The organism is Kitasatospora sp. NPDC041988, from assembly GCF_055588525.1.
This window is the reverse complement of the sequence record NZ_JBVJCO010000001.1, coordinates 381,723-396,303: the sequence shown is the minus strand read 5'-3', so window position 1 is coordinate 396,303 and position 14,581 is coordinate 381,723. Positions and strand designations below refer to the sequence as shown.

At 74.6% G+C, this 14,581-nt stretch carries 15 protein-coding genes; 10 read left to right on the top strand and 5 right to left on the bottom strand.

Annotated elements, in window-relative coordinates; all coding sequences use genetic code 11:
* The first annotated feature begins 219 nt into the window (after positions 1-219).
* Positions 220-639: a PPOX class F420-dependent oxidoreductase gene (locus ACZ6NC_RS01640; RefSeq protein ID WP_465727809.1), complete on the top strand. Its 420-nt coding sequence runs from the start codon at positions 220-222 to the stop codon at positions 637-639.
* 201 nt (positions 640-840) lie between these two features.
* Here ACZ6NC_RS01640 and ACZ6NC_RS01635 read toward each other — a convergent pair whose 3' ends face one another.
* On the bottom strand, positions 841-2,502 hold the full coding sequence (locus ACZ6NC_RS01635) for a phospholipase D-like domain-containing protein (protein WP_465727807.1): 1,662 nt from the start codon (positions 2,500-2,502) through the stop codon (positions 841-843).
* 218 nt (positions 2,503-2,720) lie between these two features.
* On the opposite strand from ACZ6NC_RS01635, the gene ACZ6NC_RS01630 reads away from it, so the two are divergent.
* Together ACZ6NC_RS01630 and ACZ6NC_RS01625 are read left to right on the top strand one after the other, a co-directional pair.
* Entirely contained in the window at positions 2,721-3,569 is an 849-nt protein-coding gene (locus ACZ6NC_RS01630) for a DMT family protein (RefSeq protein ID WP_465727805.1), read from the top strand.
* A 207-nt stretch (positions 3,570-3,776) separates the two neighbouring features.
* Positions 3,777-5,105 (top strand): PASTA domain-containing protein, encoded by a 1,329-nt coding sequence (locus ACZ6NC_RS01625; RefSeq protein WP_465727803.1) that lies wholly within the window; start codon positions 3,777-3,779, stop codon positions 5,103-5,105.
* 99 nt (positions 5,106-5,204) lie between these two features.
* Here the strand turns inward: ACZ6NC_RS01625 and pgm are convergent, their stop codons facing one another.
* Entirely contained in the window at positions 5,205-6,851 is a 1,647-nt protein-coding gene (pgm, locus tag ACZ6NC_RS01620) for a phosphoglucomutase (alpha-D-glucose-1,6-bisphosphate-dependent) (protein ID WP_465727801.1), read from the bottom strand.
* A gap of 217 nt (positions 6,852-7,068) precedes the next feature.
* Positions 7,069-7,368: a YciI family protein gene (locus ACZ6NC_RS01615; protein ID WP_465727799.1), complete on the bottom strand. Its 300-nt coding sequence runs from the start codon at positions 7,366-7,368 to the stop codon at positions 7,069-7,071.
* 159 nt (positions 7,369-7,527) lie between these two features.
* Between ACZ6NC_RS01615 and ACZ6NC_RS01610 the strand changes: the two genes are divergently transcribed.
* The 3 genes from ACZ6NC_RS01610 (at position 7,528) to ACZ6NC_RS01600 (ending at position 8,802) form a co-directional block, all read left to right on the top strand.
* Positions 7,528-7,830 carry a cupin domain-containing protein gene (locus ACZ6NC_RS01610; RefSeq protein ID WP_465727797.1) on the top strand — a complete coding sequence of 101 codons (303 nt, stop codon included), beginning with the start codon at positions 7,528-7,530 and terminating at the stop codon, positions 7,828-7,830.
* 250 nt (positions 7,831-8,080) lie between these two features.
* A complete protein-coding gene (locus tag ACZ6NC_RS01605) occupies positions 8,081-8,392 on the top strand; it encodes a hypothetical protein (protein WP_465727795.1) in 312 nt (103 codons plus the stop codon).
* Positions 8,393-8,553: 161 nt separating this feature from the next.
* Positions 8,554-8,802 carry a hypothetical protein gene (locus tag ACZ6NC_RS01600; protein WP_465727793.1) on the top strand — a complete coding sequence of 83 codons (249 nt, stop codon included), beginning with the start codon at positions 8,554-8,556 and terminating at the stop codon, positions 8,800-8,802.
* A 173-nt stretch (positions 8,803-8,975) separates the two neighbouring features.
* Here the strand turns inward: ACZ6NC_RS01600 and ACZ6NC_RS01595 are convergent, their stop codons facing one another.
* The gene (locus ACZ6NC_RS01595) at positions 8,976-9,899 is read right to left on the bottom strand and encodes a hypothetical protein (protein ID WP_465727791.1); all 924 of its coding nucleotides are present in this window, start codon (positions 9,897-9,899) and stop codon (positions 8,976-8,978) included.
* A gap of 540 nt (positions 9,900-10,439) precedes the next feature.
* Between ACZ6NC_RS01595 and ACZ6NC_RS01590 the strand changes: the two genes are divergently transcribed.
* The 3 genes from ACZ6NC_RS01590 to ACZ6NC_RS01580 all read left to right on the top strand — a co-directional run bounded on the left by ACZ6NC_RS01590 (position 10,440) and on the right by ACZ6NC_RS01580 (position 12,641).
* Entirely contained in the window at positions 10,440-10,862 is a 423-nt protein-coding gene (locus ACZ6NC_RS01590) for a DUF7144 family membrane protein (RefSeq protein ID WP_465727789.1), read from the top strand.
* Entirely contained in the window at positions 10,843-12,192 is a 1,350-nt protein-coding gene (locus tag ACZ6NC_RS01585) for a diacylglycerol/lipid kinase family protein (protein ID WP_465727787.1), read from the top strand. The genes ACZ6NC_RS01590 and ACZ6NC_RS01585 overlap by 20 nt, the downstream gene beginning before the upstream one ends.
* 176 nt (positions 12,193-12,368) lie before the next feature.
* Complete coding sequence (locus ACZ6NC_RS01580) at positions 12,369-12,641, top strand: amphi-Trp domain-containing protein (protein ID WP_465727785.1); 273 nt, start codon at positions 12,369-12,371, stop codon at positions 12,639-12,641.
* 383 nt (positions 12,642-13,024) lie between these two features.
* Here the strand turns inward: ACZ6NC_RS01580 and ACZ6NC_RS01575 are convergent, their stop codons facing one another.
* Positions 13,025-13,447 carry a GNAT family N-acetyltransferase gene (locus tag ACZ6NC_RS01575; protein WP_465727783.1) on the bottom strand — a complete coding sequence of 141 codons (423 nt, stop codon included), beginning with the start codon at positions 13,445-13,447 and terminating at the stop codon, positions 13,025-13,027.
* A 50-nt stretch (positions 13,448-13,497) separates the two neighbouring features.
* On the opposite strand from ACZ6NC_RS01575, the gene ACZ6NC_RS01570 reads away from it, so the two are divergent.
* Positions 13,498-14,562: an NAD(P)-dependent oxidoreductase gene (locus ACZ6NC_RS01570; protein WP_465727781.1), complete on the top strand. Its 1,065-nt coding sequence runs from the start codon at positions 13,498-13,500 to the stop codon at positions 14,560-14,562.
* The last annotated feature ends 19 nt before the right edge of the window (positions 14,563-14,581 follow it).

The following is a 14,581-nucleotide window of genomic DNA, read 5'->3' as shown; positions in this document are numbered from 1 at the left end:
CCCCAGAACCCCCTGGGGGGCCAAGCCTGGGTGAACCTCAAACCACCCAAAAAAAAAAAGGTCCCCCCCCCTTCCCCCCCCCCCCCCCCCCCCCCCCCCCTCCCCGTCCCCCCCCCCGCGACGGAGCGGCACCGGCCAGGCTTGACTTGAAGGCCGCTTCACCTTCTACGGTCGTCCTCGTCCGGCTACCACCCGATGCCCGAACGGAGCGCAGCAGTCATGGTGTTCACCCCCGAGGAGCGTGCCTACCTCACCACCCAGAAGCTCGGCCGGCTGGCCACCTCCGGCCCGCAGGGCGCGCCTCAGGTCCGGCCGGTGGGCTTCCGGCTCAACGAGGACGGCACGATCGACATCGGCGGGCCCCGGATGACGGCCAGCCAGAAGTACCGCAACGCGGTACGTGATCCGCGGGTCTCCTTCCTCGTCGACGACCTCACGCCGGCCGACGACCCCGACGCGCCGGCGCCGGGCTGGGGCCGCGGTGTGGAGATCCGCGGCCGGGCCGAGCCGCTGGTCGTCGACGTCCCGCCCGTCGATCCCGCCTTCTTCGATCACGAGATCCTGCGGGTGCACCCCGAACGCGTCATCAGCTGGAACCTGGCCGCCAAGGGCAGCGCCGGCCGCGACGTGACGGGCTGAGCCCGACGGCGCCGGGGGGGGGGGGGGGGGGGGGGGGGGGGGGGGGGGGGGGGGGGGGGGGGGGGGGGGGGGGGGGGGGGTTGGGGGGGGGGGGGTAGGNNNNACAGCGCTGGCGAAAAAGGGACGGTCTAACCCGGACGCCGCCGGCCCCCCGCCCCCCCCCCCCTCCGCCCCCCCGGGGCTGTTCGGGGCGGTCGGGCGTCAGGCCTTGCAGGTGCCGGTGCTCCAGTCGACGGTCGCGGTGGCCTGCGAGTACTTCCACTCCGGCGCCAGCAGGTCGCGGTCGAGCTGGGCGGCGGCCGTCTTGTCCTCGACCACGTAGCCGAAGTCCTGCAGCCAGGCCGGGTAGAGGTTCTTCGACCCGATGTAGAAGGCCGAGCCGTCGACCGCGACCAGCTTGTGGTGCAGCGCGTACGGGTGGCCGTCCGCCCAGGTGGCGGTGGGGGCCGCGCGGAAGGTGGCGAGCTGGAGGTTGCCGCAGAGCGCGGCGCCGGCCTTGGCCTGGTCGCCGGTGAGGGCGGTCAGCCGGGCCTTGAGGACGTCGCTGATCTCGGCGAGGGACTTGATCTGCGAGTAGCCGCCGCTGCCGATGGTGCCGCGGTTGGCCGGGTCGCTGACCACGATCCGCACCTTGACGCCGGCGGCGAGCTTGGCGGCCAGCGCCTCGTACAGCCGGGAGTCGTAGCGGGGCAGCGGCGGGCAGGTGCCGTTCATGTCCTGCTGGGAGATCTCGATGTGGCTGGTGGCGCTGGAGACGAGCGCGCGCAGCGCGTTCTCCTCGGGGTTGACCGTCTCGTAGTCGCGGTCGGCGTTGGTGTTGTCGTGCAGGGCGAGCGGGCCGCACTTGGTGTCGGAGACGGCGGGGACGGGGCCGGGCCGGTAGGCGGAGGTCGGGTCGTTGGCCTTGATGCCGACGCCGAGGCCGCCGACGGCGATCACCGGGACGGTGCCGGTGGCGGCCGGGGCGGGGTTGAGCTCCCGCTCCATCGAGGGGCTGCAGGCGGCGCCGTTGGAGGAGGCGAACCAGGCGTTGTCGAACACTCCGGTCCGGCCGCAGGTCCACTCCCAGAGGGTGTCCAGGTAGCTCGCGGCCGAGCCGGCGGCGGGCCCGGTCAGCGCGAGGTCGACGTCGGAGACGGGGTGGGCGGTGTCGAGGTAGTCGTCCTTCCACCCGTTGATGCCGCCGGCGACGACGCTGCGGCCGTCGACGACCAGCAGCTTGGAGTGGTTCCAGGAGAACGCGGTGCGGGAGGTGGTCATCGACGCCACGTTGAGGGTGACCGAGCCGGCGGCGGGGCCAAGCTTGGCGATCAGCTCGTCCCGGTAGCGGGACGGCAGCACGTTGGCGTTGTAGACCGGCGCAGCGCCGACCAGGATGCGCACCTGGAGGCGGTGGCCGGCCGCCACGGAGGCCTTGAGCCCCTCGACCAGGGCGTCCTGGAAGCCGCCGTTGGGGAACGGCGCGAGCGTGGAGACGTCGACGGTCCGGGTGGCGGCGGCGACGTCCGCCCGCATCCGGTCCAGCAGCGCGCGGGTGCCCGGGCGGTCGGCGCAGGCGGCGTCGCCCCAGCAGCCCGGCGTCTGGAGCAGCCAGCCGGCCGGGTCGTCGGCGGTGGCGTTCAGGCTGTTGCCCTCGGTGCGCTGCCAGACCGTGCCCGCGAGGCCGGGCGCCACCTCGCGCAGGGCGCGCTCGACCGCGTCGAGATGGGCGGTGCCGCCCTCGCCGCCGGCGGCGGTGGTGCCCGCCGCGGTCTCCGCGTGGGCGGGCAGGGGCGAGGCGACGGCGAGCAGGGTGGTGGCTGCGGCGGCGGCCAGGGCCGACCGCACGAGGTGGCCGGACCGGCGGGACCAGGGGAGGTGCACGTGTGGTTCCTTCAGGCAGTGACGGGTGGTTCACCCGTGGGACGACCTGAGATTACCGAAAAGTAACTTGTTGTCTAAACTGCGCATGACAATCAGTCACCGGGCCGGAAACGCACCCGTCGACCGGCCCCCGCCGATCGGCAGGACGGCCCGACACGATGATCGGCCTGACGGCGCGCCAGACCACCCCGCGCACCCCGGCGCCGTACCGTCGGCCCATGTCCCTCGGCCTGCTGTCGGCCCTCCTGGCCGCGCTGCTCACCGGTTCCGCCACCGTCCTCCAGGCCGTCGGCGCCCGCCGGGCCGCCACCGGCCACCGCCCCGGCGAGGCCGCCGCGCTGACCGGCGCGCTCCGGCAGTGGCCCTTCCTGGTGGGCGTCGGGATGGACATGCTCGGCTTCGCCGCCGAACTCGTCGCCCTGGAGCGGCTGCCGCTCTACGAGGTCGAGGCCGTCCTGGCCTCGGCGCTCGCCGTGACCGCCGTCGGGGCGGCCCGCGTCCTGCGGGTACGGCTGCGGCGCAGCGAGTGGGCCGGGGTGGCCGCGGTCTGCGCCGGGCTCTGCGTGCTCGCCCTCACCGCCGGGCGGGACGGCAGCGGCACGGGTGACACCGCACTGCGCCTCGGTGTACTGCTGGTCGCGGTCGTCCTGACGGGCGCGGGCTGGGTGGTGGTCCGGTTCGGCGGGGCCCGCCGCGCCCCGCTGCTCGGGCTGGTGGCGGGCCTCCAGTTCGGGGTGGTCGGCGTGGCGGTGCGGGTGCTGCCCGAGCCGCGGCTGCCGCAGCTGCTGACCGAGCCGTCGGCGTACGCGGTCGCCGTGGCCGGGCTGGGCGGGTTCGCCGCGCTGACCTGGGCGATGCAGAGCGGCTCGGTCACGGCGGCCACGGCGGCGATGGTGCTCGGCGAGACGCTGGGCCCGGCCGTCGTCGGGGTGCTCGTGCTCGGCGACCACACACGGCACGACGCGACGCCGCTCGCCGTCGCCGGCTTCGCGGCGGCGGTGATCGGCGCTCTGACCCTGGCACGCTTCGGCGACGCCGAACAGCCGGCCGCGGCACCGGCGGGCTGATCCCGGACCGGGATCGAATCTCCGTTCCATCGACATCGATTGACGATACGTCAACATCCTTCAGTGGTAGGGGAGGTGACGGATACGGGGTCGACCGGTCACAGTCGGGTCGCGGTCGGCCGACAGCGGTTTTTCCGGCCGCCGAGCGGGTAACCCCGCAGCCGAGACCGCGGTCCCCGGGGGGCGGGCCGGTGCGAGGGGGGGACCATGGGGCTCTTCTGTCGTCTGTGCGGCACCCGGACCGACGGTGCCGAGCGGCTCGGTGTCTACTGCCCGGGCGAGTACTGCGGCACAGACCTCCGCGCGGGTCCCGACGCCGGCGCGCAGGCCTGGTGCGAGCCGCCCCGCCGGTACGGGCAGGCGGGCGGCACGGTCGCGGTGGAACTGGTCGTCCGCAACGCCGGCCCTCGGGCCACCGGCTTCCACCTTGAGCCCGTCGAACCCCTCGACGGGCGGCTGGACTTCGACCGGCGGGCGGTCGAGGCGCCGCTGCCGCCCGGCCGCACCCGTCGGGTGGAGCTGCGATACACGCTGCCGGCGGACCACCTCGGCACCGGCTTGGACATCGCCTCGCGCTTCGGGGTGCCCGGAGCGGACCTGGCCGGCCAGGTGCACGGCGCCCGATGGTCCCGGTTCGGGGTCGCGCTGCGGGTGGTGGCGACCTCGGCCCACCAGGGGGCGGCCTGTGCCGCGTTCGCGGTGGACGTCCCGGGCTCGATCGACCTCGACCTCGACAGGGACAGGGACGACGGCGAGCGGTCCCGGGGCCAGGAGGGCGGCCGCCCGGACCGACCGTCGGGCCCCGGCCGGCAGGACGGTCCCGGCCACCAAGCCGGTCCCGGCGGGCCGGCATGGCCCGGGCAGCAGCGGTTCCCCGGGCCCCGGCCACCGTCCCGGAGCGTCGGCGGCTGCGGGCCCGTGGCGGTCGCCGTGCTCGTGCTCGTGGTGATCGTGGCCGCGGTGGCGGTCGTCCTCGGGCTCGGCCGCCACGAGGACGCGGGCGGCGGCCCGCCCGTCCCGCCCCCCACCTCGGGCGGTACGCCGATTGGCGATGGAGGCGGGAGCGCGGGCCGGAGCGGCGGAGGCACGGGCAAACCCTCGCCCACACATTCGTCCCCCTCGCCACGCACGATCGTTCTGCCCGATCTGGCCGGTCTCGGCCAGGCGGCCGCCGAGGCGAAGCTCAAGGCGCTGGGGCTGTCCTCCCGCGCCACGGTCGTCGAGGGCGGGGGCACGCCCGCGCAGCAGGTGGTCGGCACCGACCCGGCGCCCGGCGCCAAGGTGCTCCCGGGCAGCACGGTGGCCCTGCGGGTCTCGGACGGCCGGGCGCGGATCCCCGACGTCGCCGGCCTGACCCGGGCCGACGCCGAGCAGGCCCTCCGTGCGGCCCACTTCACCGCCGTGACCGTCGTCAGCCAGGACACCACGACCGTCCGCGACGGCCTGGCCATCCGTACCGACCCGGCGAAGGGTACCTCGGTGGCCCTCGACGCGCCGATCACCCTCTGGTTCGCCCACCTGCCACGGCCCCGGTGACCGGGAGACCGTCGGCGGCCGCCGACGGTCTCCCGGGCGTGATCCGACCTGACCCACGGGGACGGGACCGGAGCACAGCCGGCGGCGCGGACCGCCGGCTCAGGCGGCGGGGCCCGCCAGGACCTCGCCGACCAGGTCGCGGGCCTCGGCCTGGACGCGGGCCAGGTGCTCGTCGCCCCGGAAGGACTCGGCGTAGATCTTGTAGACGTCCTCGGTGCCCGACGGGCGGGCGGCGAACCAGGCGTTCTCGGTGCAGACCTTGATGCCGCCGATGGCCGCGCCGTTGCCGGGCGCCTCGGTGAGGACGGCCGTGATCGGCTCCCCGGCCAGCTCTCCGGCCTTGACCTGCTCCGGCGAGAGGCGGCCCAGCAGCGCCTTCTGCTCCCGGTCGGCCGGCGCGTCCACGCGGGCGTAAGAGGGCGCGCCGTGGCGGTCGGTCAGGTCGCGGTAGTACTCGCTGGGCGTGCGGCCGGTCACCGCGGTGATCTCGGAGGCCAGCAGAGCGAGGAGGATGCCGTCCTTGTCCGTCGTCCAGACCCCGCCGTCGCGGCGCAGGAAGGACGCCCCGGCCGACTCCTCGCCGCCGAACGCGATCGAGCCCTCCAGCAGCCCGTCGACGAACCACTTGAAGCCGACCGGCACCTCGATCAGCTCGCGCTTGAGGTCCGCCGCGACCCGGTCCAGCATCGAGGAGGAGACCAGCGTCTTGCCCACCGCCGCGTCGGCCGGCCAGTCGGTGCGGTGGCGGTAGAGGTAGTCGACCGCCACCGCCAGGTAGTGGTTCGGGTTCATCAGGCCGTCCGGGGTGACGATGCCGTGCCGGTCGGCGTCGGCGTCGTTGCCGGTGGCGATCGCGTACTCGTCCCGGCGGCCGATCAGGGAGGCCATCGCGGCGGGCGAGGAGCAGTCCATCCGGATCTTGCCGTCCCAGTCCAGCGTCATGAAGCGCCAGGTCGGGTCGGTGACCGGGTTGACGACGGTCAGGTCCAGGCGGTGCGTCTCGGCGATCCGCCCCCAGTAGGCGACGGACGCCCCGCCCAGCGGGTCCGCGCCGATCCGCAGGCCGGACGCCCGGATCGCGTCCAGGTCCAGGACGGAGACCAGGTCCTCGGTGTAGGCGGTGAGGAAGTCGTGCCGGCCGGTGGTCGCGGCGGTCAGCGCGCGGGCGTACGGGACCCTCTTGACGCCGCGCAGGCCGTCCCGGATCAGCGCGTTGGCCCGGTCCTGGATCCAGCCGGTGGCGTCGGAACCGGCCGGGCCGCCGCTCGGCGGGTTGTACTTGAAGCCGCCGTCACGCGGCGGGTTGTGCGAGGGCGTCACCACGATGCCGTCGGCGAGCCCCTGCGGGTGGCGGCGGTTGTGCGCCAGGATCGCGTGCGAGACGGCCGGGGTGGGCGTGTAGCCGTCGGCGCTGTCCAGCAGGACGGTGACGCCGTTGGCCGCCAGCACCTCGACGGCGGTGACCTTGGCCGGCTCGGAGAGCGCGTGGGTGTCCGCGCCCAGGAACAGCGGGCCGGTGATGCCCTGCCCGGCCCGGTACTCGCAGATCGCCTGGGTGGTGGCGGCGATGTGGTCGTCGTTGAAGGCCGCGTCGAGCGAGGAGCCCCGGTGGCCCGAGGTGCCGAAGGCCACGCGCTGGCCCGGCTCCTCCGGGTCCGGGTGCAGCGCGTAGTACGCCGTCACCAGCCGCGCCACGTCCACCAGGTCGTCCGGCTGCGCAAGCTGACCGGCCCGTGCGTGTGCCATACGTGTCTCCCACCAGTCCCAGTCCGTACGCCGGCCCCGCCGGCCCGGCGCTTCCACGCCCTGTGCTCACCGATCGTAACCAGAACACGACCGGTGGCCGTACCCGGGCGGGCGCCGGGTACGGCTCACAGGGGCGGCGGCCATGGGCCGGGGACCGGAGCCCAGGGCTCGGAGAGCTCGGGCTCGGGGCTCAGGCTCGGAGGGCTTGGACTCGGGCTCAGGCGGGCAGCTCTTCGCGGTAGGAGTCCAGGGCGGGGACGGTGGTGGTGGCAACGAACTCCGTGACCGCGTACTCGGCCAGGCCCGCCAGCACGAAGGGGTCGGTGCGGGTGATCTCCTCGATCGCCGCCCGGTCGGCGCCCGCGGCGAGGATGACACCCCCCTCACGGGGCACCTTGCGGCCGGAGGCGAGGAAGGCCCCGGCCGCGTAGTGCGCCTTCAGCCATGCCAGGTGCTCGGCGAGCACGGCGTCGATACGGTCCAGGGGCGCGGTGTAGGTCAGATCCAGAACGAACATGCGCCCCAGGCTAGCCGCCCGACCCGAGACACCGTCAGCCGCCCGGTCACCAAGGGATTTTACCGAACGGTCGACCAACCGGGCCCGCCGCGCGGCTAGCGTTCACGGCATCCCCGACGATCACCGGGCGCGGGCAGGCCGCGCAGGAAGAGGTGTGCCATGAGCCGGATCGACGTCCCCGGAGCCGCGACGGCGCTGCCGAGGGCATGGAGCTCGCGCGTCCTGGGCCGGGTGGGCCCGACCGCGGTCAAGGTGCTGCGGATGGACGAGCTGCCGGTCGCGGAGGAACGGCACGACCGGACCGAGGTGCTGCTCGTCCTCGACGGCCGGCTGGAGCTGCTCGTGGACGGCGCCGCCGTGCCGGTGGGGCCCGGCGGGATGTACGTCGTCCCGGCCGGCGTTCCGCACGCGGTCGCGGCGGGGAGCCGGGGCACCCTGGTGATCGTGGAGGCCGACGACTGAACGGACCGGGTTTCCGGCCACCACCGTCAGGTCTCCGGCAGCGTGTCAGACCCAATCATGCCCGGTCAGCGGCCGTTTCGGTAGGACTCAGCACACGTCCGGTTCTCCTTGCCGCGGGTGCCGCCCCGGCCGCAGACTCGTCCGCATCCACTCCCCCGGCCCGGTGCCGGCACCCGTCCGCGGGCGCCGGCACGCGCGTCGTGCTGCCCAGCCGCCGGGAGGAGTCGGCGGATCAAGGGGGAAACAGGACATGAACGGTGTGAACCAGGACGCGGTGCTGCGGGCGCGGATGCTGCTGCTCACGACCAACCGGCGGGTGCTGCGCGGGCCGAACGCGCTGTCGGTGTACCGGCTGCTGACGACGGTCGCGCCCGAGGTGTACGGGTCGAAGCTGGCCTATGTGCTGGTCGAGGCGGCCGGCTCGCCCACGGTGCGCGAACTGCCGGGGGCCCGGCGGGCGTTGCTGGACGAGGCGGTCGCGGTGGCGGAGGCGCTGGAGCCGCGGAACCCGTTCCGGGCCAAGGTACTCGCCCGGGCCCTGGCGGCCCGCCAGGCGGTGTAGACCGCGCCCGCCCTCCCCCGGCCCGGGGGAGGGCGGCGGCGCGTGCACGTGCCGCCTGCGGTACGACACGGCCGACATGACGGGAAACGGCTCAGACCAGTCCGTTCTCCCGGGCGTACAGTGCGGCCTGGGTCCGGTCCCGCAGGCCCAGCCGACTCAGCATGCGGGAGCGCGGAATCCAGGGCAGCCTCGACGCCCTCACCCCGCCGGCCGACTTCGGCGACGTCTACCACCGCATGGTCACCGACGCGGGCCGCGCCGGCCTGCACCGCTACATCATGGTCCCGGGCGGTGCGCACACCGACGGCCTCGTCCCGCTCGACAAGGACCGTCTGCGCCCGATGCTCGGCAACTTCACCGCGGCCCTGAGCGACGTCGAGGCCTGGACGCGGCCCGCCTCCACCCGCTGACGACCTGCAGAACTGCGGCACACGCCCCGGCTGGACCGACATCCGGGGCGTGTGTCCACCCGTCTCCGGGAGCGGCGTGGTCGGCGTCGGTGGTGCCGAGGACGCCGACTACGCCCACCGGTCTCCCGGCGCCTGACCGGCTCCGGCCTCGCCCTCCTCGGCCCGGCTTCGCGTCAGGTGACGTTCAGCGTGAGCTCCGCGGTGTGCAGCTGTCCGGCGGTCTGGAACTGCAGGAACACGCGCCAGCTCCCGGCCTCGTCGAACAGGGCCTGGAAGGTCAGCGTCGGGCCGCCGTGGTCGCCGTCGACCTTGTCCGTCGGGTGGAGATGGGCCAGCGCCTGGTCTCCCTCGTGGAAGGCGGTGAGGTGGGCGTAGCTGTCCAGGTACGGCTGGAGGCCGGTGACCGGCTCCCCGTCCTTGCTGACGGTGGCGGTCAGCTGGTGGGCACCGGCCTTCGGCTCGCTCCGGAGGGTGACGGTGTAGCCGTCGACCGTGGTGCTGCCGACCGGGGCGGGGAGCGGCACCGCAGCGGCCGCGCCGGGCACGCTCACGGTGCGGCTGAGCACGAGCTCGCTTCCCTTGCGGGGGCCGCTCTCCGGGATGAACGACGTGTACAGTCGCCAGTTTCCCGGAGCGAGGGCTGCCAGGTCCGCGGTCCAGGTGCCGTCCGCGGCCATCACCGGGTGCAGATGCTGAAAGCCGGTGAGATCGGAGCGGATCGCGTAGAAGTGCAGCTTCTTCGTCTGGTGCACGGCGAAGTCGGTGACGGGCCGGCCGTCCGGGCCGGTGATGGTGAACGGATAGCCGACGGCCTGGTCTGCGGGCAGGGCGTGGGCTTCGGGGTCGAGGCGGTAGCCGTCCCGTTCGGTGGCGAGGCCCCGGGCGGTGGCGGGCATGTCCGGCATCCCCGCCATCCCCGGCATGGCCGGGGCCGCCGCGCCCGGCGTCGTGGCCATCGCGCCGTGGCCGGTGTCCGGCATGCCCGCGTGCTCGGCGTGCCCCGACGAACCGCAGGCGACGAGCCCCAGGAACAGCAGAGCCGGCACACAGGACGCCAGTGCCCAGCCGCGGGAGAACGAACGATGAGGAGCGGGCATCAGCAGGTCTTTCCCGTGGCAGCGCGCCGGGAGGGGCGCGTGGATGAGCAGTGACAGTCAGGAGACCGGTCAGGGCCGCCGCGATAACCGAAAGTTCGGGGTCGGCGCACGGGCGCCCGCCCCACTGCCCCGGCCCCGCGCCTCCGGCGCCCGTACCCGGTCGGCCGATGCCCGGGTCACCGCGTCGCCGCCGCGGCACGAGGATGCACGCACGCCGGATTGCTCCTAAGGTCGGAAGACAGGATTACGGAGCCAGGAGGGACCCGGCTCCCCGCCACTGGCCGCGCCGCCTCCCGGCAGAGTCGGACGACGGGTCCGCGCACACAGCAGGCGCGATGCCCCTCGGGCCGGCAACGGTGTGGCCCCGACCCGCACTGCGGTGCCGCGCGCCCGGGCCGTTCGGACGACCCGCGGAGTCCGCAGAGTCGTCGGGCCGGACTCACACACCGTCACCGGTCTCCCCGCGACGGGCTCCGCGGCGCGGTTGCCCCCGGGCCGCGGCCGCGCGGACCGACCTGACAGCAGGAATCGAGACACGCCATGTCCGCACCCACGAACACCCACGCCGCCGGCTCCTCCGGTGCGGCCGGGGGTCTGGTCGCCTTTGCCGCCGTCATGCTCCTCATCGCAGGCTCTCTCAGCCTCTTCCGCGGGATCATGGCGATCGCCGAGGACGACGTCTTCGTGCGAACTCCGAACTACATCTTCAAGTTCGACCTGACCAGTTGGGGCTGGATCCACCTGATCCTCGGCGTCCTGGCGATCGCCGTGGGCATCGGGCTGTTCCGGGTCTCCCTCTGGGCCCGGATCCTCGGCGTGGGGCTTGCCGCGCTGCTCATCATCGCCAACTTCCTCTCCCTCCCGTACTACCCGTTCTGGTCGATCACCGTGATGGCCGTCTGCGCCTTCGTCATCTGGGGCCTGTGTGTGGTCCGGCGCGACGATGGCACCCAGGCCGCCTGACCGGCCCCGACCGGCGGCCCGTCGCGCGGCCCGGCTGGCGCTGAGCTGCGCGACGGGCGCAGTGGTCGCGCTGGTGGCGGCGAGCGGGCCCGGCGGTCTGGTCATCCTCGCTGTCGGGCTGGCCGGCTCGGTCGTCACCGCCGCCGGCATGTGGTGGGCGCTGTCGCACCACGGAGCCGTTCGGGCGGGCGGGGCACTCCTCGTGGTGGGCGCGCCCGTGGCCGTCCTGGTGCTCTACACCCGGGCCGGCCTGTGGCCGGAGGCCCTGGCCGCGATCGCACTGTGGGGAGCGGCCGTGCTGTTCGCCCGGTCGGCACTGCACCGGTCGCGGCAGCCCCACGGCATGCGTGCGGTCGCGAGCTCCGCCCCCCTGCATCCGGTGCTGATCATGAACCCGAAGTCCGGCGGCGGCAAGGTCGGCCGTTTCGGGCTGGTCGAGAAGGCCGAGGCGCTGGGCGCCCGGGTCGTGCTGCTGGACACCTCACACACGGCGGACGTCGCCGCGATCGCCCGTCGGGCGGTGGCCGAAGGCGCGGACCTGCTGGGGGTCGCGGGCGGCGACGGCACCCAGGCCCGGGTGGCCGAGGTGGCGGCCGCGCACGACCTGCCGTTCCTGGTGATCTCCGCAGGCACCAGGAACCACTTCGCCATGGATCTCGGTCTGGACCGCGAGGACCCGGCCAAGTGCCTGGACGCGCTGACCGACGGGGAGGAACTGCGGGTCGACCTGGGCGTGGTGGGCGGCCTGGCCTTCGTCAACACGGCCTCCTTCGGTGTCTACGCGGAGATCGTGCAGCGCCCGGAGTACCGCGACGCCAAGGTGGGGTCGGCGCTGGACGCGATGCCCGACCTCCTGCTCGGATACTCCGGTCGTCCCCTCGACGCGGTGGTGGACGACACGCGGCTGGACGCCCAGCAGGCGCTCCTGGTCAGCAACAACCCCTACGCCGTCCCCGAACCGATGGCCGTGGGCGGCCACCGGCCGCGGTTGGATCTCGGCGTGCTGGGTGTCGTCGGGATTCGCGTCGGCAACGCGGCCCAGGCGGCCGACGTCGCGCTCCGAGGCGCACGGGCGACGGGCATCCAGGTGCTCACCTGCCGGCAGATCATCGTCCGCTCGGCCGCGGAGAGCATCCCGGTGGCCGTGGACGGAGAAGCCCTGACCCTGCCCGTTCCCGTCACCTGTGCCATCCGCCCGCGCGCCCTGCGCGTACTGGTACCCAAGCATCGACCCGGGCCTCCGGCGTCCCGTCCGGCCACAGCCTGGCGCGAGGTCATCGCACTGGCCTTCGCCCGGCCCCGGCCGGATCCGCAGCCGGATCCACCGTAGGGGCGCCGCAGGAAGCCGCGGTCAGGCCGGCCCGCGAACACGACGCCGCGGGGAGAACCGGCGAAGGCACCCGTGCCACGACGATCCGGCCTGCTCATCCCGTGCGGGAGATGCCGGACCCGGCGCACGGTGTCACCATTGGCCCTACCTGCTGTTTCGTCGGGTTGGAGGCATCCGTGAAGGACCTCAAGTTCGAACAAAAGGGTTCACTGTCACGCCTTGAGGCCGCAGATCTGCTCTCGGCGCTCGCGGCCGCACTGAGGAACGGCGGCCATGCCCAACTGGAGCTCGGCCCGGGGACGCTGAGTCTGCGGATCCCCGACGCGCTCAGCAGCGAAATCGAGGTCGAGGTCGGCGACGGGCAGGTCGAGCTGGAGATCGAACTCAAGTGGCCGACCGCGCAGACCGGTGCGACGGCACCGCGCGGTGCCGCCGGCCCGGAGGAGTAGGCCTCGCCGGACGAGGACGGCTGACGGACGACGTCGGTCGCGGTCTCAGGGCGGTCCTGCGTCCACCGTGGGTGGGTTCTCGCCGCGCCGCCCCGCCCTGTCCGTTGTCCGGGTGAGGCCCGGTCCGTCCGGCCCCGGGTGGGAACGGCCGACCGGGTCGCGCCGAGCCCGACGGCCCGACTCGACCCGGCGGTCGGGTCGGTCCCGCTACTCGCGGGACAGCATGGCGGCGGCTTCGCGTTCGAGGTCGAGGAACGCCTCGCCGCTGACGTCGATGGCCACCCGGCCGCCCGGACGCGGCAGGGGCACGCCCGGCGTGAACGGGCGGGCTCCCGGGCCCTCCTCAGACAAGCCCTGGCGCACGTCCGCGCCGGGCCGGCGGGTCAGACCAGGCGGTGCATGCCCACCGAGTGCGGGGCGGTCTCGACGAAGCCGTGCTTGGTGTAGAGGCGGTGGGCGTCACCGTCGGCGATGAGCGAGACGTACGCCCCCGCCGTGGCACGGCTCTCCAGTTCGGCGACCAGGCCGGCCATGATCCGTCCGCCGAGGCCCCGGCCCTGATGGGCGGGCAGGACGCAGATGTCGGCGATCTGGAACACCGAGCCGCCGTCGCCGACGATCCGCCCCATGCCGACCGTCTCGCCGTCCACGGTGTGCACGGTCAGGCCGTACCAGGTGTGCGGCAGCCCGGCGGCCACCGCCGCGGCCGGGCGGTCGCTCATGCCGGAGGCGGTACGGAGGTGGCGGAAGGTGTCGACGTCGGGCACCCCGGGGCGCAGTTCGTAAGAGCCACCAGTATCATTCATGCCTTACATCATAGGGCGCTCGGCTCCGGATGTCCCCAAGGGAGAAACCCATGCACCAGCCCCGGGTCCTGCTGCTGGACGCGGCCCCCGGCGAACTGCTCGACCGGGAGCTGGCGCGGCTGCTCGGCCACGGGCTCGCCGTCACCCTCAACCTCCGGCGGGTGGCCGACCACGCCGCGGCACGGGCAGCCTGGGCGGGCCGGGTCGAGTTCACCGACTTCGACGCCTTCGACGAGTCCGCCCTGCTCGCCGAGACCCTCCGGGGCGGGCTCGGCTACGACGCCGTCAAGTCCCGGGGCGGGGTGCCGCTGCGCGCCGCCTACCTCGAAGCGGCCACCGGCCCCGCGCTCGCCCACCGGCTCCGGGCGGTCGGCCGGGCCGGGGCCGGCACCGACCACGTCGACCTGGCCGCCGCCGCCCGCCACGGCGTCACCGTCACCCACACCCCGGGCTCCAACGCGAACGCCGTCGCCGAGTTCGCCCTGGCCCAGCTCCTCACCCTGACCCGCGACCTCCCCGCCCACAACGAGGCCGCCCACCGGGGCAGTTGGCGCACACCGGCCGCACCGGCGGTGGAACTGCCGGAGCTGACCCTCGGCATCCTCGGCCTGGGCCGGATCGGCCGGGCCCTGGCCGCACGGGCGACCGCCCTCGGCATGGACGTCCAGGCCCTCACCCGCCGCCCGGCCGAGGCCCCGGTGCGCAGCGCCCCCACCCTCGCCGCCCTCCTGGCCGGCAGCGACGTCGTGTCCGTGCACCTGCCGCTCACCCCGCAGACCCGCGGGCTGATCGGCCGGGCTCAGCTGGCACTGATGCGGCCGGGGTCGGTCCTGCTCAACACCGCCCGCGGCGGCATCGTCGACGAGCAGGCGCTGGCGGATGCGCTCGGCGACCCCGCGCACCCGCTCGCGGCGGCCGCCGTCGACACCTTCGCCCACGAGCACGCCGCCTTCGCCTCACCGCTGTTCGGCCTGCCGAACGCCCTGCTGACCCCGCACGTCGCCGGGATGACGCGGGGCGCGATGGCCACCGCCGCCCTGCGGTGCGCGGACCACCTCGCCGCCCTGCTCGCCGGCCGTCCGGACGGCGTCCCGGTGGTGGGCGCCGTCCGGTAGGGGCGGCGCCGCGCCCCGG